The organism is Sporosarcina sp. Y1009 (assembly GCF_057669865.1).
In genome coordinates, this window is sequence record NZ_JBYHFO010000002.1 from 163,309 (window position 1) to 184,900 (window position 21,592).

Annotated in this window: 20 protein-coding genes; 2 read left to right on the plus strand and 18 right to left on the minus strand. The window is 38.9% G+C overall.

All coding sequences use genetic code 11. From position 1 onward, the window contains the following. Positions 1-185 precede the first annotated feature (185 nt). The 4 genes from tkt to yneA form a co-directional block, all read right to left on the minus strand. Positions 186-2,189, minus strand: coding sequence for a transketolase (gene tkt / locus AC25Y1_RS03510; protein WP_488146558.1), 2,004 nt, complete (start codon positions 2,187-2,189; stop codon positions 186-188). A 109-nt stretch (positions 2,190-2,298) separates the two neighbouring features. Next, positions 2,299-2,535 carry a DUF896 domain-containing protein gene (locus tag AC25Y1_RS03515; protein ID WP_488146559.1) on the minus strand — a complete coding sequence of 79 codons (237 nt, stop codon included), beginning with the start codon at positions 2,533-2,535 and terminating at the stop codon, positions 2,299-2,301. A 70-nt stretch (positions 2,536-2,605) separates the two neighbouring features. Next, positions 2,606-3,268 carry a YneB family resolvase-like protein gene (locus AC25Y1_RS03520; RefSeq protein ID WP_488146560.1) on the minus strand — a complete coding sequence of 221 codons (663 nt, stop codon included), beginning with the start codon at positions 3,266-3,268 and terminating at the stop codon, positions 2,606-2,608. Beyond that, a complete protein-coding gene (gene yneA, locus AC25Y1_RS03525) occupies positions 3,265-3,582 on the minus strand; it encodes a cell division suppressor protein YneA (protein ID WP_488146561.1) in 318 nt (105 codons plus the stop codon). The genes AC25Y1_RS03520 and yneA overlap by 4 nt, the downstream gene beginning before the upstream one ends. 196 nt (positions 3,583-3,778) lie before the next feature. Here yneA and lexA point away from each other — a divergent pair, with 196 nt between their 5' ends. Further along, the gene (gene lexA, locus AC25Y1_RS03530) at positions 3,779-4,399 is read left to right on the plus strand and encodes a transcriptional repressor LexA (RefSeq protein WP_488146562.1); all 621 of its coding nucleotides are present in this window, start codon (positions 3,779-3,781) and stop codon (positions 4,397-4,399) included. 81 nt (positions 4,400-4,480) lie between these two features. Here lexA and AC25Y1_RS03535 read toward each other — a convergent pair whose 3' ends face one another. From AC25Y1_RS03535 to miaB, 9 genes are all read right to left on the minus strand, one after another. Continuing rightward, the gene (locus tag AC25Y1_RS03535) at positions 4,481-5,746 is read right to left on the minus strand and encodes a methionine gamma-lyase family protein (RefSeq protein ID WP_488146563.1); all 1,266 of its coding nucleotides are present in this window, start codon (positions 5,744-5,746) and stop codon (positions 4,481-4,483) included. A 154-nt stretch (positions 5,747-5,900) separates the two neighbouring features. Continuing rightward, positions 5,901-6,125 carry an RNA chaperone Hfq gene (gene hfq / locus AC25Y1_RS03540; RefSeq protein WP_488146564.1) on the minus strand — a complete coding sequence of 75 codons (225 nt, stop codon included), beginning with the start codon at positions 6,123-6,125 and terminating at the stop codon, positions 5,901-5,903. Between the two features lie 41 nt (positions 6,126-6,166). After that, complete coding sequence (miaA, locus tag AC25Y1_RS03545) at positions 6,167-7,111, minus strand: tRNA (adenosine(37)-N6)-dimethylallyltransferase MiaA (RefSeq protein WP_488146565.1); 945 nt, start codon at positions 7,109-7,111, stop codon at positions 6,167-6,169. Continuing rightward, positions 7,104-8,021: an alpha/beta fold hydrolase gene (locus AC25Y1_RS03550; RefSeq protein WP_488146566.1), complete on the minus strand. Its 918-nt coding sequence runs from the start codon at positions 8,019-8,021 to the stop codon at positions 7,104-7,106. The genes miaA and AC25Y1_RS03550 overlap by 8 nt, the downstream gene beginning before the upstream one ends. Positions 8,022-8,091: 70 nt before the next feature. Further along, positions 8,092-9,909 (minus strand): DNA mismatch repair endonuclease MutL, encoded by a 1,818-nt coding sequence (gene mutL, locus AC25Y1_RS03555; RefSeq protein WP_488146567.1) that lies wholly within the window; start codon positions 9,907-9,909, stop codon positions 8,092-8,094. A 5-nt stretch (positions 9,910-9,914) separates the two neighbouring features. Then, on the minus strand, positions 9,915-12,470 hold the full coding sequence (mutS, locus tag AC25Y1_RS03560) for a DNA mismatch repair protein MutS (RefSeq protein WP_488146568.1): 2,556 nt from the start codon (positions 12,468-12,470) through the stop codon (positions 9,915-9,917). 120 nt (positions 12,471-12,590) lie between these two features. After that, positions 12,591-13,136, minus strand: coding sequence for an outer spore coat protein CotE (gene cotE / locus AC25Y1_RS03565; RefSeq protein WP_488146569.1), 546 nt, complete (start codon positions 13,134-13,136; stop codon positions 12,591-12,593). Between the two features lie 122 nt (positions 13,137-13,258). After that, positions 13,259-13,687, minus strand: a complete 429-nt coding sequence (locus AC25Y1_RS03570) for a YlbF/YmcA family competence regulator (RefSeq protein ID WP_488146570.1) — start codon at positions 13,685-13,687, stop codon at positions 13,259-13,261. Beyond that, positions 13,687-15,237 carry a tRNA (N6-isopentenyl adenosine(37)-C2)-methylthiotransferase MiaB gene (miaB, locus tag AC25Y1_RS03575; RefSeq protein WP_488146571.1) on the minus strand — a complete coding sequence of 517 codons (1,551 nt, stop codon included), beginning with the start codon at positions 15,235-15,237 and terminating at the stop codon, positions 13,687-13,689. Before miaB ends, AC25Y1_RS03570 begins: the two co-directional genes overlap by 1 nt. A gap of 194 nt (positions 15,238-15,431) precedes the next feature. On the opposite strand from miaB, the gene AC25Y1_RS03580 reads away from it, so the two are divergent. Continuing rightward, a complete protein-coding gene (locus tag AC25Y1_RS03580; protein WP_488146572.1) occupies positions 15,432-15,764 on the plus strand; it encodes a DUF4288 domain-containing protein in 333 nt (110 codons plus the stop codon). Between the two features lie 38 nt (positions 15,765-15,802). Here AC25Y1_RS03580 and AC25Y1_RS03585 read toward each other — a convergent pair whose 3' ends face one another. From AC25Y1_RS03585 to AC25Y1_RS03605, 5 genes are all read right to left on the minus strand, one after another. After that, positions 15,803-16,090, minus strand: a complete 288-nt coding sequence (locus AC25Y1_RS03585; RefSeq protein ID WP_488146573.1) for a stage V sporulation protein S — start codon at positions 16,088-16,090, stop codon at positions 15,803-15,805. An 86-nt stretch (positions 16,091-16,176) separates the two neighbouring features. Next, positions 16,177-16,974: a TIGR00282 family metallophosphoesterase gene (locus AC25Y1_RS03590; protein ID WP_488146574.1), complete on the minus strand. Its 798-nt coding sequence runs from the start codon at positions 16,972-16,974 to the stop codon at positions 16,177-16,179. A 237-nt stretch (positions 16,975-17,211) separates the two neighbouring features. Further along, positions 17,212-18,768, minus strand: a complete 1,557-nt coding sequence (gene rny, locus AC25Y1_RS03595; protein ID WP_488146575.1) for a ribonuclease Y — start codon at positions 18,766-18,768, stop codon at positions 17,212-17,214. Between the two features lie 308 nt (positions 18,769-19,076). Next, on the minus strand, positions 19,077-20,150 hold the full coding sequence (recA, locus tag AC25Y1_RS03600; protein WP_488146576.1) for a recombinase RecA: 1,074 nt from the start codon (positions 20,148-20,150) through the stop codon (positions 19,077-19,079). A 192-nt stretch (positions 20,151-20,342) separates the two neighbouring features. Then, positions 20,343-21,581 (minus strand): competence/damage-inducible protein A, encoded by a 1,239-nt coding sequence (locus tag AC25Y1_RS03605; protein WP_488146577.1) that lies wholly within the window; start codon positions 21,579-21,581, stop codon positions 20,343-20,345. Between the last annotated feature and the right edge of the window lie 11 nt (positions 21,582-21,592).

Below are 21,592 nucleotides of genomic sequence, written 5' to 3' on the forward strand. Positions count from 1 at the left end.
TTTTGTCGAAAATAACTTCTGACAAATTAGTATTTCAATTTCCTGTATTTTCAGTAATCATATCATAAACTGTCTCAGAATTCAATTTCCACAAACATGTATCGCCATTTTTTTTAGAAAAAAAAAGCTGTTTCACTCGCATCAATTAGGATGCGAATGAAACAGCTAATGTTATCAGTAATATATTATTTTAATAAATTTTTCACTTTTGAAACCACATTATCTTCTGTGAATCCGTATTTCTCAAGGACTACATTCCCAGGTGCACTTGCTCCAAAAGTATCAATTGCAAGGATATCTCCTTCGTCACCAACATATTTATGCCAGCCGAGTGATGCACCCATTTCAATACCTAGACGCTTCTTCACATCTTTTGGAAGCACGCTTTGTTTGTATTCATCGTCTTGTTTTTCAAATAGATCCCATGAAGGCATAGAAACAACACTTACATCAATACCTTCTGATTTCAATTTTTCTTGTGCTGCAACAGCAAGACTTACTTCAGATCCAGAGGCAAGCAAGATTGCTTCTGCTTTTTCTTTTGATGCTGGTGATACTACGTAAGCACCTTTTGAAACACCATCAAACGCTAATTCTGCTGTTTTAGCAAGAACAGGTAAGTTTTGGCGTGATAGGACAAGAACTGTCGGATTATTTCTTGATGAAACAGCCATATTCCATGCCGCAGCGGTTTCGTTTGCATCAGCCGGGCGAATAATAGAAAGGCCAGGCATAGCGCGAAGTGATGCCAATTGTTCAACTGGCTCATGCGTTGGACCATCTTCACCTACCGCAACACTGTCATGTGTGAATACATAAGTTACAGGAATATTCATAAGCGCGGATAGACGAACTGCTGGGCGAACATAGTCACTAAAGACGAAGAATGTTCCACCAAACACATGTAAACCACCATGTAAGGCCATACCATTTAATGCAGTTCCCATTGCAAACTCACGGACGCCGAACCAAATATTACGACCTGAATAGTCAGATGGTAAGAAGTCTCCTGATTCTTTAATCGATGTGTTGTTTGAACCTGCAAGATCTGCACTTCCTCCGAATAGTGATGGGAGAATCGGAGCAATCGCATTAATAGCATCACCAGATGCCGCACGTGTAGCTAAAGATGTACCTTCAGTATATGTTGGAAGTGAATCTACAAATCCTTCAGGTAATTTTCCATCTATTGCATCTAGTAATTGTTGTGCAAGATCAGCATGCTCTGCTTCGTATTTTTTGAATAGTTCGTTCCATTCTTGTTCTTTTTGAACGCCAAGTTTTTCTGTACCTTCTTGGAAAGCTTCATAGACACCTTCTGGAACATGGAAATCCTCTTCAAAAGTCCATTTGTAATAGTCCTTTGTCAGTTTCATCTCATCTTCACCAAGTGGTGCACCGTGTGCAGCTGATTTTCCTGACTTATTAGGAGAACCGTAACCAATAACTGTTTTAATCTCAATCATTGTTGGTCCACCGACATTTTGTTTCGCATCTTCAATGGCTGTAGAAAGAAGACCAACATTATTGCCGTCTTCAACACGGATATAATTCCAACCATATGATTCGAAACGTTTTTGAATATTTTCTGAAAACGACATATCTAGTTCACCATCAAGTGAAATATCATTACTATCATAAAGAACAATCAATTTATTTAATTGTAAGTGGCCTGCCAATGAAATTGCTTCACCCGCAACACCTTCCATTAAATCACCATCACCACATAGTGCATACGTATGATGATCCACTACGTCAAAACCTGGCTTATTGTATGTAGCGGCAAGGTGTTTCTCTGCCATTGCCATTCCAACTGCCATACCGATTCCTTGACCAAGTGGTCCAGTCGTCGCTTCAACACCAACTGTATGACCATATTCTGGGTGGCCTGGTGTTAAAGAACCCCATTGTCTAAAGTTTTTAAGTTCTTCCATTGGAAGACCATAGCCTGCAAGATGTAATAAGCTATATAGAAGCATTGATCCGTGACCTGCCGAAAGTACAAAACGGTCACGGTTAAACCAATTTGGACTCGCTGGATTATGATGCATATGTTTTGTCCAAAGTGTATACGCCATTGGCGCAGCGCCCATTGGTAATCCTGGATGCCCTGAATTTGCTTTTTCGATTGCATCAATTGATAAAGTACGAATTGTATTAATCGCTAGTTGGTCAATATTTTGAGTCATAAATAATGATCTTCCCTTCTTATGTAAATCTATTGTCACTTAGTACCATCTTATAGTTTAGACAATTCAAGTGATAATTACAATTTATTCGGAGTATTTTTAGGAGCCTTTAATTACTCAAATTACTACCTTTACGGGCTTGCTTGACTTTTTCTGGCGTGACGTCCGTTCCTTCAGGATCAATCACTTTTACATTTTCTATCGTTTCTCTCATCGATGAGCGAAATGAAGCTAAATACTCTTGACGCAACTTCGTTTGTTCTTTTGCTTCTTCAATAGAAAGACCTGCTGTTTTTGATTTTTTTGAGAGCTCATTAATTCGCTCTATTTTTTCTTGTGACAACATTATTATTCCTCCACATCATTAACTTTTCACTAAGTAAAAGGTATACAAAAAAAGCAAGAAGCGCAATCATTTAGCCTTCCTGCTCTATTTTATATTCTTGAAATCGTCGATGTACTGTTGCCTTACTAATATTATGCCCTAAACCTTTTAAAACATCCGTAATTTCTTCAAATGTTAGTCCTTTATCACGCAGGGAAATAATTTCACTAACAGGCACTTCAATTCGTTCGCGACCTTCTGCATTTCCTCTATTTTTTAAATTGCTTTCTGGACGATAACCTTCACGGACTGCGCGTCTCATTCCACGTCTGATTTTCGCATTATGTACCTTACGTTGGTATTCTTCAACGATAGCCAGTATTTCAAGCATCATTGTATCCATCTCGTTTAATGAAATAGGTCCGCCGTCATTATGCGAAAAAATTTCTGTTTCAGTTTTTGCGAGCAAATGTAAAATAGCCATTCGAGCATTTCCACGCCCAAGTCTTGTTTCATCTTGAATGAGAACAATATCAATATTTTCATCTCGTATATAATCCAATAATTGAAGCAAACCTTCACGATCAATATCAAAACCACTATGCCGATCCTTAAAAGTTGCGCACATTTCTAAGTTCAGATCTTTTGCTAATTGCTCAAGTTCTTCTTCTTGTCGCGACAGAGACATTTCCTGCACTTCTTTCTCAGTACTTACCCTGCAGTAAATTACGCAACGTCTCTTTCTTTTTGTCATTTACCGTCACCAGCAATTGTCGCAATTTCATTTTGATTGATTACTACTGTCATCTTCGGCAATTTCAACTCGTCGCCAACCCTTATTGTTGTTGTTGATAAATTGTTCAAACTTATAACATCTTTAATCCATTTATCATTAGGCCTATTTCCCTGTCCGTATTTTAATGAATAATCCCAAAGTGTATCACCTTCAACAACAACTACTTTATCAAATTCAACATCGCTACCTATTTTAATTGTTCCAATAATGGTAAACAGAATACAGACTGAAACGACTAGAAGTATATAACTATTATTTTTTATAATTTGCATGATTATCCCTCCATCGAATGTTTGTTCGGAATGCTTGTTCTTATCATAAAATATATAATTCTATTTGTCAATTACTTTTAACGAACTAACGTTTGTATTTTATAAGAACGGCTGTTATAATAAATTCAACAGGAATTCGTGTTCGAGTATCATTATTGCATCGAAACGAAAACTATAATTAATAGGGGTGATTGAGATGACGAAGATTTCCAAAAGACAACAATCCATAATGGATTTTATTAAATCAGAAGTGGAAAAAAAGGGATATCCGCCTTCCGTTCGTGAAATTGGAACGGCTGTGGGACTAGCATCTAGCTCAACAGTTCATGGTCATTTAGCTAGATTAGAAAGTAAAGGGTATATTCGAAGAGACCCAACGAAACCTCGTGCGATAGAAGTGTTGGATCCGGAAGGCCTTGAAGCTATAAAACCAGGTGTTCTTAATGTTCCACTTGTTGGGAAAGTCACTGCAGGGTTACCCATTACAGCAATAGAGAATATTGAAGAGTATTTTCCTTTACCTGAAACATTTGGTACGGCTGATGATAATATTTTCATGTTGGAAATTGTCGGTGAAAGTATGATAGAAGCTGGAATACTAAATGGAGACTATGTGGTTGTTAAACAGACAAATACAGCACAAAATGGTGAAATTATTGTCGCTATGACTGAAGATGATGAGGCAACCGTTAAACGTTTCTTTAAAGAGAAAAATTATTTTAGACTACAACCGGAAAATTCCTCAATGGATCCAATTATTGTCGATAACGTTTCAGTACTCGGTAAAGTTGTTGGTGTTTACCGCAATATCCAGTAAGAACTTTTTTGAATTAAAAAAATCGTTGAACCGGCTACCCTGCTAATTGGGCCCGTTTCAACGATTTTTAATGATTATTAATTATTCAATGTCTATTAAATTCTGTGTAATCAATTTGTCTATTGAGGATAAGACTGCCGCCTTTACATGTTCGTACGTCAATCCGCCTTGAATGAAAGCTGTATAAGGTGGTCTAATAGGACCATCGGCCGTTAATTCAATGCTGGAGCCTTGTATGAATGTTCCCGCAGCCATAATCACGTCATCCGTGTAACCTGGCATATACGAAGGTTCCGGGGCATAATGAGCATTGATCGGAGAGTTTTCTTGAATCGTTTTACAGAATTCTATCATTTGTTCAGCATTTCGAAATGACACCGATTGAATAAGGTCAGTTCTCCTTGCTGAATAATGCGGTGTTGTCACAAGTCCATAGCTATCTAAAAGAGCTGCCGTAAACAATGCACCTTTTACCGCTTGGCTCACAACATGGGGTGCAAGGAAAAAACCTTGGTACATTTCACGTAGTGTATCGAGTGATGCACCTGCTTCAGCTCCTAGACCTGGCGAGGTCATTCTATAAGCGCATTGTTCTACGAGTTCTGAACGTCCTGCAATATAACCGCCTGTTCTTGCAAGACCCCCACCTGGATTCTTAATAAGGGAACCAGCCATTAAATCAACGCCTACTTCAGTAGGTTCCTTCTCTTCCACAAATTCACCGTAACAGTTATCTACAAAGACAATTAAGTTAGGATTAATCTTTTTCACATTCCGTACCATTTCACCAATCTCTTCGATCATAAATGATGGTCGATCTGAATATCCTTTAGACCGCTGAATGCCAATCACTTTTGTTTTCTCATGAATATTTTTTTTGACTTCATCAAAATCTACCTGTCCATCTTCTTTTAAGTCAATATGTTTATAAGTAATTCCAAAGTCATGGAGAGAGCCGGTGTCTTTTCCATTTCCAGTCACGATGGAATCAAGAGTATCATATGGTTTTCCCGTTATGTATAACAACTCATCACCTGGACGGAGTACGCCAAATAAGCTGATTGAAATGGCGTGTGTTCCAGAAATGATTTGATTTCGAACGACACAACTTTCCGCTCGAAAAGTATCTGCATAGACACTTTCTAACACATCACGTCCTTCGTCATCATAACCATAACCTGTTGAACCCGTTAGATGAAAATCACTGACACGATTCTTCTTGAATGCTTCAAGAACTTTTTTTTGATTGGCAAAGGCTACTTGTTCAACTTGCTTAAAATAAGGTGTTAGTTTTTCTTCTATCTGATCTGTTTGATTGTCTAAGTTTGTTTCAAGATTTTTCAACATACGATTTATGCCTCTTTCTTCTATAACAATGATAATCTAATTTTATCAGTTTACGACGCGGGGTCAATGTTCTTATAATTCATACTGTTGGCGTTGTTAAAACCACAATAAACGAAAAAACGGAACGAGGCGAATTCCGCCTGTCCCGTTTTTGTCAATCCTCTAAATCCATCGTTACCATTTTTGCAGGTACATATGTCGAAATTGCATGTTTATAAATGAGTTGCTGCTTCCCATCAGTTTCAAGTAGGACTGTGTAATTATCATACGACTTTATAAGTCCTTTCAATTGGAAACCATTCATTAAAAAAACCGTTACCGAAGTATTATTCTTACGTAATGAATTTAAAAAGACGTCTTGCATTTTTCCTTGTTTCATAATATTGCCCCTCCTGTGTTTTCTTAACTTTTCCACACTAATTATATTCTATTTACTTTGGCTAAACCCTCTAAATAATTGAAAACATTTTTAACTTGTTCGTCTGTATCCTTTGTTGCATCAATCCACTGGACAGTTAATTTATTTCTAAAATAGGTCATCTGCCGCTTCGCATAGTTTCGAGAGTTTTTCTTTATTAATTGAATTGCACTCTCCATAGGAATTTCGCCTTTAATATATTGATGTAATTCCTTATATCCGATTGCTTGCACGGACTGCATATTACGAATGCCTGTATCCCATAAATTTTGAGCTTCTCGTAAAAAACCTTGCACCATCATAATATCAACACGTCTATCAATTCGTTCATATAGTAATTCACGTGGCATATCTAATCCGATAATCAGATGATGATAAAGCGCGTTCGCGCCAACATTTTGCTCGTGATCGCCCTTTGTTTTCCCTGTTACTTCAATAATCTCTAGTGCACGAATAATTCTGCGATGATTATTTGGATGGATTTTCTTTGCATCTATTGGATCTAGTTTTTCAAGCCTCTCGTATAAAACATCAGCACCATATTGTTCAAGCTCATTCTCTAATCGATTTCGAACTGTTATGCTTGATGCTTCTTCGGTAAAACGAAAATCATATAACACCGATTGTACATAAAGGCCTGTACCACCCACAATAATTGGCAGCTTTCCACGACTATGAATTTCAGCAATTTTTTGTCGTACGACGGTTTGATATTGTGCGACAGAAAATGTTTCATCTGCTTCTAACAAATCGAATAAGTGATGGGGTATCCCATCCATTTCTACCTTTGTGATTTTCGCTGTTCCAATGTCGAGTCCCTTGTATACCTGCATCGAGTCACCATTAATGATTTCCGCATTTAACATCTTTGCGAGTTCAACACTTAATGCAGTTTTCCCAGATGCCGTTGGACCGACGATTGCCAGTACATCAAAATTTCTAGTCATTTTTTTGTATCCAATCCAGCACTGCTTCTAAGACCCCGACCTGAGATGCATCGTTTAAAAGCTCGTGCCGCCCTTCTTCAAATAATAGTACTGTCACCTTTTTTATATCTGCATCGTGGTATTGCCGTGCAACCTTCCACACTGCTTTACCGTAATTCCCAACCGGATCGTCTACCCCAGAAAATAGTAGGATAGGCAATTCTTTTGGTATTTTATTCACTTCATGCTTTTTATGGATCAAACCAAGACCTGTAAATAAATCGATAAAGAATTGTGTTGTTGGTATAAATCCGCAGTGATCATCATGCAAATAATTTGAAACATGTTGTTCATTTTTGGATAACCAATCAAATTTCGTTTTAGGTTTGTCTATTTTAGCATTAAAAGCGCCAAAAACAAGTGAATCTAACAGCTTACTTCTTTCAGTATACCCTTTACCACGACCTAAAAATTGTGCGAATGCCAATCCCGCATATCGCGCAGCACCAGAATCGTCACTGGTCCCAGATAAGATGACATGATCTACTTGCCCCCCGTAGAGTTGAATATAACGACGCGCGATGAAGGAGCCCATGCTATGTCCCAGTAGTGTGAAAGGAAGTGTCGAATGGATCATTTTGAGCTTTGTGATTACTTCATGTGCATCTTGAACAACACGATTAAATCCATCACTTTCACCGAAATAACCCTTCATACCATTTAACAAAGCGGTTTCTCCGTGTCCCCGGTGATCATGCCCAGTAACGAAATAACCTTGCTCGCAAAAATAGTCAATCACCAATTCGTAACGGCCAATATGTTCAGCCATCCCATGTAGGAGATGAATATGTCCAATTGGTTTACCTATTGGTTCTTTTAGGAACGCATAAACCTTGAATCCATCAGACATGACAAATGTTAATTCTTTCATTAACAATCCCCCGATCTTGATCTCTTTATTTCTTCATACCCGTTCTTTGAATAGCGTAATCACCAAATCTTTACATCACACGCTTAAACATCTTTTCAATTTCATATGTCGTGAAATGAATGAGGACGGGTCTGCCGTGGGGACAGGTAAATGGATTTTCCGCATTCGATAAATCTTGTAATAATCTTTCCATATCTGAAGTTGTTAAATGATGATTTGCTTTAATCGAGCGTTTACAACTCATCATAATTGCTGCTTCCTCACGCAACTTTCCGATATCAATTTTTTTTGAATCTAAAACCTGTTCAATGATTTCTTCAATCGTTTTAATTTCTTCACCTGGTGGAAACCATGTTGGAAATTCACGAACAATATAAGAAGTTTGCCCAAATTCTTCCAAGTATATGCCTACATCTTCAAGCATTGTTTTTCCTTCTTCAATTCTAGATTTTTCATCCAATGAATAATGAAATGTAAGTGGAACTAAAAGAAGTTGTCTTTCATGTTGATCAGTTTCATTTAATTTATCTCTAAAAAATTCATATTTAATACGTTCTTGGGCAGCATGCTGATCAATCATGAAGAATCCATCATCATTTTGCGCTACGATATACGTACCGTGTACTTGGCCAACTGGGAATAATTGTGGAAATGCTGGCCGATTATCGGGCACTGCCTCTTCAGGTATCGTAATGGGCTCATTGACAGCCCAGTCATCTTTCTGACTGACTTCTACTTCTCTTTCATATAAACGGGACGGAGCATGATCAGATTGTTGTACAGGGGCTGTGAACTCTTCAGTAGGCGAATCTGTTTTTCGGCTCGATGGACTACTCCAAAACCGAACTTGTTCAGATGGCTTCTGTTGAACCTTTTCTTTTTTTGTAATGCTAGGAACAATCACGTTCTTCTGAATGGCATTATGAATCGCTTCTTTAATCAGCGTCAGTAGTTCACCTTCTTTGCTCATTCGTATTTGCTGTTTTGATGGATGTACGTTCACGTCTGTAAGTATCGGGTCGCCTTCGATTGTCATGACTGCGATTGGAAATCTTCCAATCGGTAAGAATGTATGAAATGCGTCCAACACTGCTCGGTTTATCGCATGGCTTTGAATCCAACGGCCATTTACAATGATGGTCATGTAATTTCTTGAAGCACGGGTCATTTCCGGTAATGATACATAGCCACTTACCGCATAATCTGCGTTCTCCCCTTTAAAGGGGACCATTTTTCTTGCAGCCGACATTCCATAAATATCTGCTAATACCCGAAGTCGATCACCGCTTCCTGTTGTTTTAAGAAGGGTTTGACTTTCATGCGTTAATTTAAAAGCAATATGTGGATGACTGAGCGCTAGTCGATTGACGAGTCCAATCGTGTGGCCCAGTTCCGTCTGTATCGTTTTCATGTATTTAAGACGTGCGGGTGTATTAAAAAATAATTGTGAAACTGTAATGTCCGTACCTTTTCGAAATGCAGCATTGTCGTGTTTGACTAATTTTCCCCCATCGATAAAAACTTCGGTTCCTGTACTATTCCCATCTGATGTCCATAATTCAATTTTAGAGACCGATGCAATACTTGCGAGTGCTTCCCCTCTAAACCCAAGTGTCCGAATTCGAAATAAGTCATGTTCATTATCAATCTTACTTGTGGCATGTCGCTCAAACGCTTGAATAGCATCCTGTTTCGACATACCTTTCCCATTATCCGTTACTCGAATTTTAGATAAACCAGCATCTTCTAAAGCAACTTCAATCACAGTACTTCCTGCATCAATTGAGTTTTCGACGAGTTCTTTAACAATGGATGCGGGGCGTTCGACTACCTCCCCTGCGGCAATCTTATTAGATAGTGCATCGTCCATTACCTTGATAATATTCACTGAGTTCACCCTTTCGCTAAGCGGAGTTTCTCTTTCAAATCAAAGACATACTGCATGGCGTGTAGTGGTGTCATATTTAATAAGTCCGCTGCTTCTAAGCTATCGAGAACTTCTTGTTTTTCTTTAGACAATATGGGCTCTTCTTCCATCATATCGAAAAACACCATTTGTTGTGGTTCATCGGTAATCGTCGGTACGGCTTTGTTGTTTTCAAAAGTCTGGAGCAGCTCTTTTGCTCGGTCCAATAACTGTGTTGGTAACCCTGCGAGATCTGCAACGTAAATTCCATAACTTTTATCAGCAGCACCTTTCATTACCTTATGAAGAAAGACGACTTTACCGTCTTGTTCCATTGCAGCAACATGTACATTTTCAAGTCGATCCAATTTCGTATCGAGTGATGTTAATTCGTGATAATGCGTTGAAAACAATGTGTTTGCACCAATTTCATCATGTATATGTTCCATCATTGCTTGCGCTAATGACATGCCGTCATACGTAGAAGTACCTCTACCAATTTCATCGAATAAAAGCAGACTCCTATTCGTTGCATTAGCAATCGCATGTTGAGATTCCATCATTTCCATCATAAATGTACTCTGTCCTGATGCTAGATCGTCTGCAGCACCAATGCGTGTGAAGATTTGATCAGTTACAGGAAGCACAGCACTGTCACATGGTACATAGCAGCCAATCTGCGCCATGACGACAGTCAAGGCAACTTGTCGCATATAAGTACTTTTACCCGACATATTTGGTCCTGTTATGAGCAGCATATTTGCTTCATCTAATAACACACAATGATTGGGTACATATAGTGAATGATCCATCATTTTCTCTACAACAGGATGTCTCCCATTCTTTATTTCTAACCCTTTCCCATCATGGAAAGTCGGTTTTACATAGTTTTGTTTTTCTGCAACTGTCGCAAAAGATAAAAGAACGTCTAATTCACTTAATACCGAGGCGAGTTCTTGAACTTGTCGTATATGAACTTGCATTGAATCACGGACCTTACTAAACAATTCATATTCAAGTTCTAAGGCATCCGCTTCAGCATTCAAGATTAAATCTTCTTTTTCTTTTAATTCAGGAGTTATATAACGCTCCGCATTGGCCAATGTCTGTTTTCGTTCATAGCGATTTAGATCCGCTAAATGGATATTCGATTTCGTAATTTCAATATAGTATCCAAATACACGATTATAACCAATCTTTAAGTTTTTAATGCCTGTTCTTTCACGCTCTTGTTGTTCTAATTCCGCTAACCAGTCTTTTCCATTTCTAGCAGCATCTCGGTATGTATCGAGCTTTTCATTGTAACCGTCTTTAATAACGCCGCCTTCTTTTACAGTAATCGGCGGATGTTCGGCAATCGATGTTTCTAGTATGTCTCTTGCATCTTGACAAACATTAATTTTTTCTGCGAATTGTGTAAGAAGCGCTTTATCTGAATTCAAAAGCCCATCTTTTAACTGAGGGACTTGGCGTAAGGAATTTCGCAGTTGCGCCAGGTCTCGTCCATTCGCTGATCCCATTGAAATTCGACCGGCTAATCTCTCTAAATCATAGACTTCTCGTAGGTTAGTTTTGAGTTCGTCACTTAAAAAATAGTCTTCGATAAGTTCTGTTACTGTATTCAATCTATTTTCTATTTTTATTTGCTCTGAAAGCGGTTGGTGAATCCACATTTTAAGTTTCCGTGCACCCATTGCTGTCACGGTTTCATCTAACAACCAATACAATGTACCTTCTTTTGAACCGTTACGAATTGATTGTACGAGTTCTAAATTACGCATTGAATTTGCATCGATAGACAACTTACCTTGTTTTTCAATAAATTCAAATGGACGGATATGCGCTAACGTTGTTTTTTGCGTTCTCTTTACATATGAAATCAGGTTATTACACGCTTCAGTTACATCACTGGGAATATTTTCCTGGCGCTCCAATGAATCTTTACTATATTCAATAGATAAAGTAATATTTCGCTTTGCCATACTATCATTTAAAGCAATATGTAATCCTTCCGCAACAACCACTTCTTTCATCGCCAGCGCATCGATTTCAGAGATAAGTGTCCTTTCATCCCCTTCTACATATTGAACTTTCCCTTCACCTGTTGATAAATCCAAATAAGCGAGTGCATATATGCCGCTAGTGATAATTGCTGCCGAACCTATAAAATGATTCGTATTTGTATCCATGCTTTTTCCTTCAGTCATCGTTCCAGGTGTAACTATCCGAATTACTTCACGCCTAACAATTCCTTTTGCAACTCGGGGATCTTCAGTTTGTTCGCAAATAGCGACTTTGTAGCCTTTTCTAACAAGGGTTTCAATATATCCTGCGGCAGCATGATAAGGAACACCACACATCGGAATACGTTCACCTTGACTCGCATCTCGACTTGTTAATGTTATTTCAAGTATTTGAGATGCCGCCTCTGCATCCCCAAAGAACATTTCATAGAAATCGCCAAGTCTAAAAAATAAAAAAGCATCTTCATGTTCTGATTTTATTTTTAAATATTGTTGGATCATCGGTGTATAAGCTGTCATTATGTACCCTCACAATTACATTATGTTTTCTTCATTATATCAAAGATTTTAGTAATACGAAAAAAAGTCGGGTTTATATGCCCGACTTACTAAGTTTCTAGAAAGATTTCAATAGGCTTTTTAGAATGGCGACGTTCCTTTTCCCGTTTTATGGTCTTTTTCATGTTCACCATGCCCATGTTTGTGTCCATGTCCGTGACTCGATGATTCTGCTCGGTCTGGCCACTCTTCCTCAAACGTGTGTGGATGAACACTTACGCAAACTTTTGTTTCTCCAACAACTTCTGCGACTAATTCACGTTCTACAGAAATAACAAATTTTTCACCGCAGTCTGAAATGGTTGCTTCTGTACAATTTGGATGTTGAATGACATCCACAATCACTTCTTCAATTCTAGATGTCGGTTCGTCCCGATAATGTAATCGAATTCGGTCTTTATAGGTGATCGTTTCTGTAAACACCGAAGTCTTCGAGTGATTATTATGGGAATACCAAACATTTATATCGAACTTACCCGAGACTTCGACGTACTTCCCAGATTTTTTTGCCTGATGAGTGTGATTGATAACCCAGCAACCAAGAATACTTGTCGGCTTGTTTGGCGGATTTAATGTTTCTTTTGATTCAGTCCTATTCTTCCCTTTAGCAACGATTGCCTTAGTCACGATTTGACGTAAATTCTTCAGTTCTCTTCCTCCTCCATTCGCTTCAATTTATCTTATGCGACAGGAGCCTAGAGAGTGAAAAAATCGACAGGAATTTAATCCCGTCGATTTCTATTTGCTAATTAATTGTTGTACGTTGTATTTTTTACGTATGAGCCCGTTTCGCCGCGTAGTAAATCGCCATCAGTTGAGGTGATCACTTCATTCGTTACACCGTTCGCAATTGTTGTTGAAACAAGTTGCAGTAAATCATTTACTTCACCTTGTGACTGTTTAAACTCTTGAACGATTGGAACTGTATCGATATCTTCTTGAATTTTATCAATCTTACCTTCAATAATTTCCAATGCTCTTTCTTTTCCATACTGTTGAAAATTCACTGCTTGTTTCTGTAATGACTTTAAGCTCGCAATGTTTTCTCGTATTGTTTTGTTCTCATTGATCTGCGCTTCAGCACGTTTGAAAAAGTCAACTTCCTCCGTATTGGCAATCATTAACGCAATCTCTTTCGCTTTAGCAATAATTTCATCTTTTGTATATCTTTTTTCCATTATAATACAACCTCTTTCTTTTCAGCAACGCCGATAAATTCGCCGTCGAGCGACCATGTTTTCGCATCAGTTATTTTTACATGGACAAGTTTTCCGATTACATCCTTAGGGGCTCTGAAGTTTACGAGTTTGTTCTTTCTCGTATATCCAGAAAGGACTTCATCATTACGTTTACTTTCACCTTCAACAAGAACTTCGACAGTCTGGCCTTCAAATTGTTCCATTGCTTTTAATGAATAATCATTAACAAGTTTGTTTAAACGCTGAAGTCTTGCTTTTTTTACATCCATCGGAATATTATCCGCCATCTTCTCAGCTGGTGTACCATCACGTGGGGAATAGATATACGTATAAGCCGTTTCAAATCCGACTTCCTCATATAACGTCATTGTGTCCTCAAATTGCTCATCGGTCTCATTCGGGAATCCTACAATGATATCCGTTGTTAACGATACATCTGGAATTGCAACTTTTATTTTGCGCACGAGTTCAAGATATTCTTCTCGCGAATAAATTCTACCCATAATTTTTAAAATTGAAGTAGAACCTGATTGTACCGGTAAATGAATATGTTCCACAAGGTTTCCGCCTTTGGCTAGTACTTCGATTAAATGATCATCAAAGTCTCTCGGATGACTTGTTGTGAAACGTACTCGTGGAATATCAATTTTTCGTAAGTCATCCATTAAATCGCCTAAACGATAATGCAAATCATCAAAGTCTTTTCCGTAAGCATTGACGTTTTGCCCAAGTAATGTAATTTCTTTATAGCCCTCGGCAGCGAGATGTCGAATCTCTTGAATAATATCTTCAGGTCTACGACTCCGCTCTTTTCCGCGCGTATACGGCACGATGCAATATGTACAAAACTTGTCGCATCCGTACATAATATTGACCCATGCTTTAATTTCCCCATGTCGTACTTTTGGAAGGTTCTCAATAATGTCGCCTTCTTTAGACCATACTTCGATGACCATTTCTTTTGACATATAAGCTTCATGTATAATATTAGGTAATCTATGAATATTATGTGTACCGAAAATCATATCGACTTGGTCATAAGTCTTAAGTATTTTGTTGACAACAGATTCTTCTTGCGACATACAACCGCAAACGCCGATTAAGACATCTGGATTACGTTGTTTCAGTGGTTTTAAATGTCCGAGCTCTCCGAACACTTTGTTTTCTGCGTTTTCACGAATCGCACAAGTGTTTAACAGAATAATATTGGCATCTTCAACCGTATCCGTTACTTCATAGCCAAGTGCTGTAAAAATACCTGCCATAACTTCTGTGTCGTGCTCATTCATTTGGCAGCCATATGTTCGAATATAAAACTTTCGGCCAATCCCCATATTTTGAAAACGCTCTTCGATTTCAAAGTCATCGAAGTACGCGACTTCTTCACCGCCACGTTTTCTTGCTTTCTTTAAGTCTGGTTGTTTATAAACTGTTTGGAAATATTGACTATAGTCTTTTTCAATCTTCTCTTCTTTATTCACTAAGCCAGACTTAATCTGCCCGGCATTTATGCGCTGTTCTTCATTCATGATTTTGAATCCCCTTTCCGACAGTTTCTCGGGAACGATTTCATACGTATCTTATTATACTTAACTTGGTGACGCTTTTACAAGGAGAGGGTTATTTGTTCGTCTTTTGTCGATTGTTTGTCACAGTTAAATCATAGGAAGAACACCTTATGGTAAAATGGTTTCAACGACGATAATCATCGGAGGGATCATTAATGAAATTATTTTCGGTAAAATTATTGCTGGAATCAACTGTAAAACCAAACGATTACCCATCAAAAACGTTTGAAGAATCTATAATATTATTAGAAGCCAAGAGTAAAGAAAAAATCGAACAAATAATTCTTGATCACTATGTTGACGAAACTTATGAAAATGCCGTGGGTGGTCTTACTACTTGGAGCTTTGTAACAATACTGGATATCTTTGAGCTGAATGATGAATTTGAAGGTGTTGTCAATTTCAAGGAAGTTTACAGCCGTTTCTTACCTTTTGACAAAATAATCACTGCAAAAGAAGTAATAGAACTATATTCCTTAGATAAATAAAAAAACTACGGAGATTTAATGATCCCCGTAGTTTTTCATTACATATCGTTGTGGGCTGCCCCACGTGTTCGCTTTTCAACGAGCAATTTCAAAGCCGTCCGTCCCTCACCATTAATCATGATATCGGTGAATGCTGGCGCACAGGTAAGATCAGATCCGCTTGGCGCAACAAACCCCCGTGCAATTGCAATTGCCTTCACTGCTTGATTGAGTGCACCCGCTCCTACAGCTTGCATTTCAGCATACCCCTGTTCTCGGATGACTGCAACGAGCGCACCAGCAACTGAATTTGGATTCGAGCGAGATGAGACTTTCAATGGATTCACCATTATTCCTCCTTGTTTTCCGATGTCTATGGAACGGATACGTCCATAGCCCATCCTATGAGAAAAAGGACTCGTTTAGACTCAACTTAGCTTTCGAATGGTTTGTCATCATTAATCATAATTCTTTCAACTTGAATGGCTTTCCCTGTTTTATCATCCAATTCTACGAACATGCCGTTTAATTGTACCCGTCCACTTTTCGGAACTTCGAATCGGACTGGCATATTTGTTTGAAAACGATAAATCACATCTTCTTTTTTCATACCTAGAATTTCGTCGTATGGGCCTGTCATACCCGCATCTGTTAAATAGGCTGTTCCTTTAGGGAGAATCCGATCATCCGCTGTCTGGACATGCGTGTGCGTTCCTACGACTACTGAAGCCCTACCATCAAGATGAAAGCCCATCGCAATTTTTTCACTCGTTGCTTCTGCATGAAAATCGACAAAAACAAGTGGTGAAATTTCCTGTGCTTCTTCTAAAAGTTCATCAGCTTTTGCAAATGGATCACCATGAGGGGGTAAAAAAGTTCTCCCGTGCAAATTTATAACTGATAAGGTAACGCCGTTACGCGAAACCGTCGTCATTCCTCGACCAGGTGCTTCGTCTGAAAAGTTTGCTGGACGTATTAAATAATCCGTTTCATCAATGAAATCATAAATTTCTTTCTGATCCCAAGTATGGTTTCCCATCGTTACAACGTCGACACCAGAACGAAGCATATCGTCAAATATTGCTTTCGTAATCCCTCGACCAGCTGCAGCATTTTCTCCGTTCGCAATAACGACATCTGGTGTGTACTTCCGTTTTAGACGTGGTAAATAGCGAGACAACATATCTCGTCCAAGCGAGCCGACAATATCACCAATAAATACGATTTTCATTAAAAGACCCCTTTCTTTTTTTCGTTGATAAAAGGAAAAAGGCTTCGGGATATTAAATCCCGGAAGCCTTTATCCCGCATTAACGTTCAGTAAGCCCCTGTAGGGCAACTGACCATAAATGCCCCATTGGTTCAACTAACAATCAGTAGGGAAGAAATGACTTGCATTCTTCCTTGAATGGAGAAGAATTGAATTGCATTCTTCCTTGAAGCCCCTACTGATTGAAGTTTCACTTGATCATTTTGCGTAGTCAACCGCACGTGTTTCACGAATGACTGTTACTTTTATATGACCCGGATAATCAAGTTCTTCTTCAATTCTTTTTCGAATATCCCTAGCGAGACGATGCGCTGTAATGTCATCAATCTGATCTGGACGAACAATAATCCGTACTTCACGACCTGCTTGAATGGCAAAAGACTTCTCTACGCCTTCGTATGATTCTGAAATTTCTTCGAGTTTTTGCAAACGTCGAATATAATTTTCAAGCGTTTCACTTCGTGCACCTGGTCTAGCTGCAGATAACGCATCAGCTGCTGCCACAAGTACCGCGATAACCGATGTCGCTTCTGTATCTCCGTGATGGGATGCAATACTATTAATGACAACTGGATGTTCCTTGTATTTCGTCGCAAGCTCTACACCAATTTCGACATGGCTTCCTTCAACTTCATGGTCAATTGCTTTTCCAATATCATGAAGTAATCCAGCACGTCTTGCAAGTGTTACATCTTCTCCAAGTTCTGCTGCTAAGAGTCCTGTAAGATACGCGACTTCCGTTGAGTGCTTAAGCACGTTTTGTCCATAACTTGTACGGAAACGCAATCGACCAAGAATCTTAATAAGATCTGGATGAAGATTGTGAATGCCAATATCAAATGAAGTTTGTTCGCCTGTTTCACGGATGAGTTCATCAACTTCACGCCTTGACTTGTCCACCATTTCTTCAATTCGTGCTGGGTGAATTCGACCATCTTGTACAAGCTTTTCAAGTGCGAGTCGAGCCGTTTCCCGACGAACTGGATCGAACCCTGATAAAACGACAGCTTCTGGTGTATCATCAATGATTAAATCGATACCAGTGAGCGTTTCAAGTGTACGAATGTTTCGTCCTTCGCGCCCTATTATTCGGCCTTTCATTTCATCGTTTGGCAAGTTAACCACAGATACCGTTGTTTCAGCTACATGGTCTGCTGCAAAACGCTGTAATGCAATTGAAAGGATTTCTCGCGCTTTTTTGTCAGATTCTTCTTTCGCCTGCAACTCGGACTCTTTCGTCATAACGGCGATGTCTGTCGCAAGTTCTTTCTCAACTTCACCCAGAATCACTTGTTTTGCCTCTTCACGTGTTAAAGATGAAATTCTTTCGAGTTCAGTTTGTTGAACGTTAACAAGATCTTCCGCTTTACGTTCCATCTGTTCAATATGCTGTTGTCTTTCGGTAAGCGCTTCTTCTTTGCGCTCAAGACCCGCTTCTCTTTTGTTGAGAGCATTATCTTTACGGTCAAGATGTTCTTCCCGCTGCAAATGACGATTTTCTTGTTTTTGCAATTCAGACCGTCGTTCGCGGATTTCAGCTTCCGCTTCAATTCTCAGTTTGTGAGTTTCATCTTTCGCTTCCAGTAGTGCCTCTCTTTTCACGGCCTCCGCTTCACGTTTGGCCTCCTCGACAATTGTTTCTGCCGAGTATTTGGCACCTGTCACTTTTGAATCATTCACTTTTTTATTAACAAAATAGATAACAAGAGCACCGACAAAGAAACCGAGCAAAGCGGAGATGATAATATCAGTCATTCTGGTCACCTCCTAATTGCTATTCTTTTCATTTTCAGTCGGCTCGTATATCAACTTACAACATACTGCCTATATTAATGGTTTGGAGTATAAGGTATACAGTTCTAATTGTATCTTTGTAAAAATCGCATGTCAAGGAACACAAGTCCGTCATGAACAATTTGCGAAGACCAATACGCAGAAATTTCCTTCTCACGAATTTATTTTTACAAATACAATCACTTGCGTTGTAGGAATATATCAATACATAACACCATTTTCCTCACAAAAAAAGTTCACCCTTTTAAGAGTGAACCAGTCGACTTACATTATTTTTTTTCTTCTTCAATTAGTAATTCAAGCTCTTGTTCCTCAGCTGCGTCATCTACATCATGACCTTCAATGACTTCAGCTTCTCCACCGAAATTATAAAACTCTCTAATTTTCGTATCTATTTCTTTTCTAATGTCTGGATTTTCCATCAAAAATTGCTTTGCATTTTCTCGACCTTGTCCTAGACGCTCACCGTTGTATGAATACCACGAGCCGCTTTTCTGAACTACTTCTACTTCAGTACCGAGATCTACAAGTTCTCCTTCTTTTGAAATTCCTAAACCGTACATAATATCCACTTCAGCAAGACGGAATGGCGGTGCAACTTTGTTTTTAACAACTCTTACACGCGTCTTGTTCCCGACAATTTCAGTACCATTTTTTATCGCTTCTCCACGGCGGACGTCGATTCGAACGGATGCATAGAACTTCAGTGCACGTCCACCTGGAGTCACTTCTGGGCTACCAAACATAACGCCGACTTTTTCACGGATCTGGTTGATAAATATTGCGTTCGTTCTTGATTTATTAATAGCGCCTGATAACTTACGGAGTGCTTGAGACATTAGGCGTGCTTGCAAACCTACATGCGAGTCACCCATTTCTCCTTCAATTTCTGCTTTTGGAACAAGCGCGGCAACGGAGTCGATAACAATGATGTCAACTGCACCACTACGAACAAGTGCCTCACAAATCTCAAGAGCCTGTTCACCTGTATCTGGCTGTGATAATAATAGTTCATCTATATCAACACCAAGACGTTTTGCATATTCAGGATCTAGTGCATGCTCTGCATCAATAAAAGCAGCTGTTCCGCCTTCTGCTTGTGCTGCGGCAATTGCATGTAGTGAAACAGTCGTTTTACCAGAACTCTCTGGGCCATAAATTTCTACTACACGACCACGTGGATATCCGCCAACTCCTAATGCAATGTCGAGTGAAAGTGATCCACTTGATGTTGTCGATATTTTCCGGTCCGTTTTTTCACCGAGTTTCATGACTGAACCTTTACCAAATTGTTTTTCAATTTGTTTTAACGCCATATCTAAAGCTGCTTTACGATTTTTCAAATCGATTTCCTCCCTAAAATAACATCCTCATTTTCTATCTACTATAAGTATACCTTTTCTAGTTAAAATAAACAACAGAAAAGCGAACGTTTATTCGATAACATTTTATCAAACTTAAATTTTGTATCGTAAAAGTCGTTTATAATTATATTTTCACATGAAAATTACCCTCAAAATATTTTTTCGGCTCTTTTACTTTGAAAGTTCCTTTATTAAGTAATATAAGGCGAAACGTGCGGAACGGATACGGTTATTATTCCTCGATCCCGATAACAGAAGCTTATATGTTTCAGGCTTTGCGTTTGGTAAAGCAATACCTATCCATACACTGCCTACTGGTTCCCCATCATGTGGCGTCGGTCCCGCTGCACCTGTTATTCCAATTCCTACATCTGTATTAAATTTCTGTTGAACCTGAAATGCTAGTGCTTCTGCACATTCCTTACTCACGATACCGAATTCTTCTAACATTGCAGGGTCTACATCTAGCTGTTTTACTTTTGCATCTTCATCATAAACAATTACTCCACCAAAAAGCGTTCCACTAATTCCCGGCTCGTTTGCAAGTTCAGCTAGAAATAAACCAGCCGTTAAACTTTCTGCCGCAGATAGTGAGTAACCTTTTCCCTTTAAAAGTTCGACCACTTTTGAAGATAAAGTATCATCATCCACACCGTAGACAAATTCACCAACGATTGATCGGATTTCTTCTTCCACAGGGTCAATCAATTGGTTGGCTGCATCAATTGTATTGGCTTTAGCTGTAATGCGTAATGTAACGGCCTCAGCTGTTGCTAAAGGCGCGACTGTTGGATTGGATTGTTTTTCTAAGACCGCTTGAATACGGTGTTCGAGTTCTGCTTCACCAATTCCATAAAATTTTAAAACGCGCGATGTAATCACTTCTTTGTTGCCGTTAACGCCAAGCAAATATGGAATGACTTCGTCAGCGAACATAGGCTGCATTTCATGTGGAGGTCCAGGCAGTAAAATAAATTGAATACCCTCTTTGTTGATTGCCATTCCTGGAGCCATCCCAGTACGATTTTGTAAAACTGTTGCGCCTTCTATGACGAGTGCTTGTTTCTTATTGTTTTCTGTCATCTCTCGCTTGCTTCGCTTAAAGTACTGTTCTATATGTTCAAGTGCAACTTCGTCACTTACAAGAGAAGCACCTATATGTTTTGCAATGGTCTCTTTTGTCATATCGTCTTTAGTAGGTCCGAGTCCACCTGAAAAGATCAGAATATCTGCACGCTTCTCCGCAATTAAAATTGCTTCTTCTAACCGCTTAGGATTGTCGCCAACAACTGTGTGAAAATAAACATCGGCACCTATTTCAGCAAGACGAGAAGAGATGAAGGTTGCATTTGTATTTGTAATTTGTCCGAGTAATAATTCCGAGCCAACTGCAATAATTTCAACTTTCATAAACTTAATCT

What these genes read in the sequence shown, in the direction of transcription:
- tkt (WP_488146558.1), bottom strand. Translation starts at nt 2,189, where the DNA reads ATGACTCAAAATATTGACCAACTAGCGATTAATACAATTCGTACTTTA.
- AC25Y1_RS03515 (WP_488146559.1), bottom strand. Translation starts at nt 2,535, where the DNA reads ATGTTGTCACAAGAAAAAATAGAGCGAATTAATGAGCTCTCAAAAAAA.
- AC25Y1_RS03520 (WP_488146560.1), bottom strand. Translation starts at nt 3,268, where the DNA reads ATGACAAAAAGAAAGAGACGTTGCGTAATTTACTGCAGGGTAAGTACT.
- yneA (WP_488146561.1), bottom strand. Translation starts at nt 3,582, where the DNA reads ATGCAAATTATAAAAAATAATAGTTATATACTTCTAGTCGTTTCAGTC.
- lexA (WP_488146562.1), top strand. Translation starts at nt 3,779, where the DNA reads ATGACGAAGATTTCCAAAAGACAACAATCCATAATGGATTTTATTAAA.
- AC25Y1_RS03535 (WP_488146563.1), bottom strand. Translation starts at nt 5,746, where the DNA reads ATGTTGAAAAATCTTGAAACAAACTTAGACAATCAAACAGATCAGATA.
- hfq (WP_488146564.1), bottom strand. Translation starts at nt 6,125, where the DNA reads ATGAAACAAGGAAAAATGCAAGACGTCTTTTTAAATTCATTACGTAAG.
- miaA (WP_488146565.1), bottom strand. Translation starts at nt 7,111, where the DNA reads ATGACTAGAAATTTTGATGTACTGGCAATCGTCGGTCCAACGGCATCT.
- AC25Y1_RS03550 (WP_488146566.1), bottom strand. Translation starts at nt 8,021, where the DNA reads ATGAAAGAATTAACATTTGTCATGTCTGATGGATTCAAGGTTTATGCG.
- mutS (WP_488146568.1), bottom strand. Translation starts at nt 12,470, where the DNA reads ATGACAGCTTATACACCGATGATCCAACAATATTTAAAAATAAAATCA.
- AC25Y1_RS03570 (WP_488146570.1), bottom strand. Translation starts at nt 13,687, where the DNA reads ATGGAAAAAAGATATACAAAAGATGAAATTATTGCTAAAGCGAAAGAG.
- miaB (WP_488146571.1), bottom strand. Translation starts at nt 15,237, where the DNA reads ATGAATGAAGAACAGCGCATAAATGCCGGGCAGATTAAGTCTGGCTTA.
- AC25Y1_RS03580 (WP_488146572.1), top strand. Translation starts at nt 15,432, where the DNA reads ATGAAATTATTTTCGGTAAAATTATTGCTGGAATCAACTGTAAAACCA.
- AC25Y1_RS03590 (WP_488146574.1), bottom strand. Translation starts at nt 16,974, where the DNA reads ATGAAAATCGTATTTATTGGTGATATTGTCGGCTCGCTTGGACGAGAT.
- rny (WP_488146575.1), bottom strand. Translation starts at nt 18,768, where the DNA reads ATGACTGATATTATCATCTCCGCTTTGCTCGGTTTCTTTGTCGGTGCT.
- AC25Y1_RS03605 (WP_488146577.1), bottom strand. Translation starts at nt 21,581, where the DNA reads ATGAAAGTTGAAATTATTGCAGTTGGCTCGGAATTATTACTCGGACAA.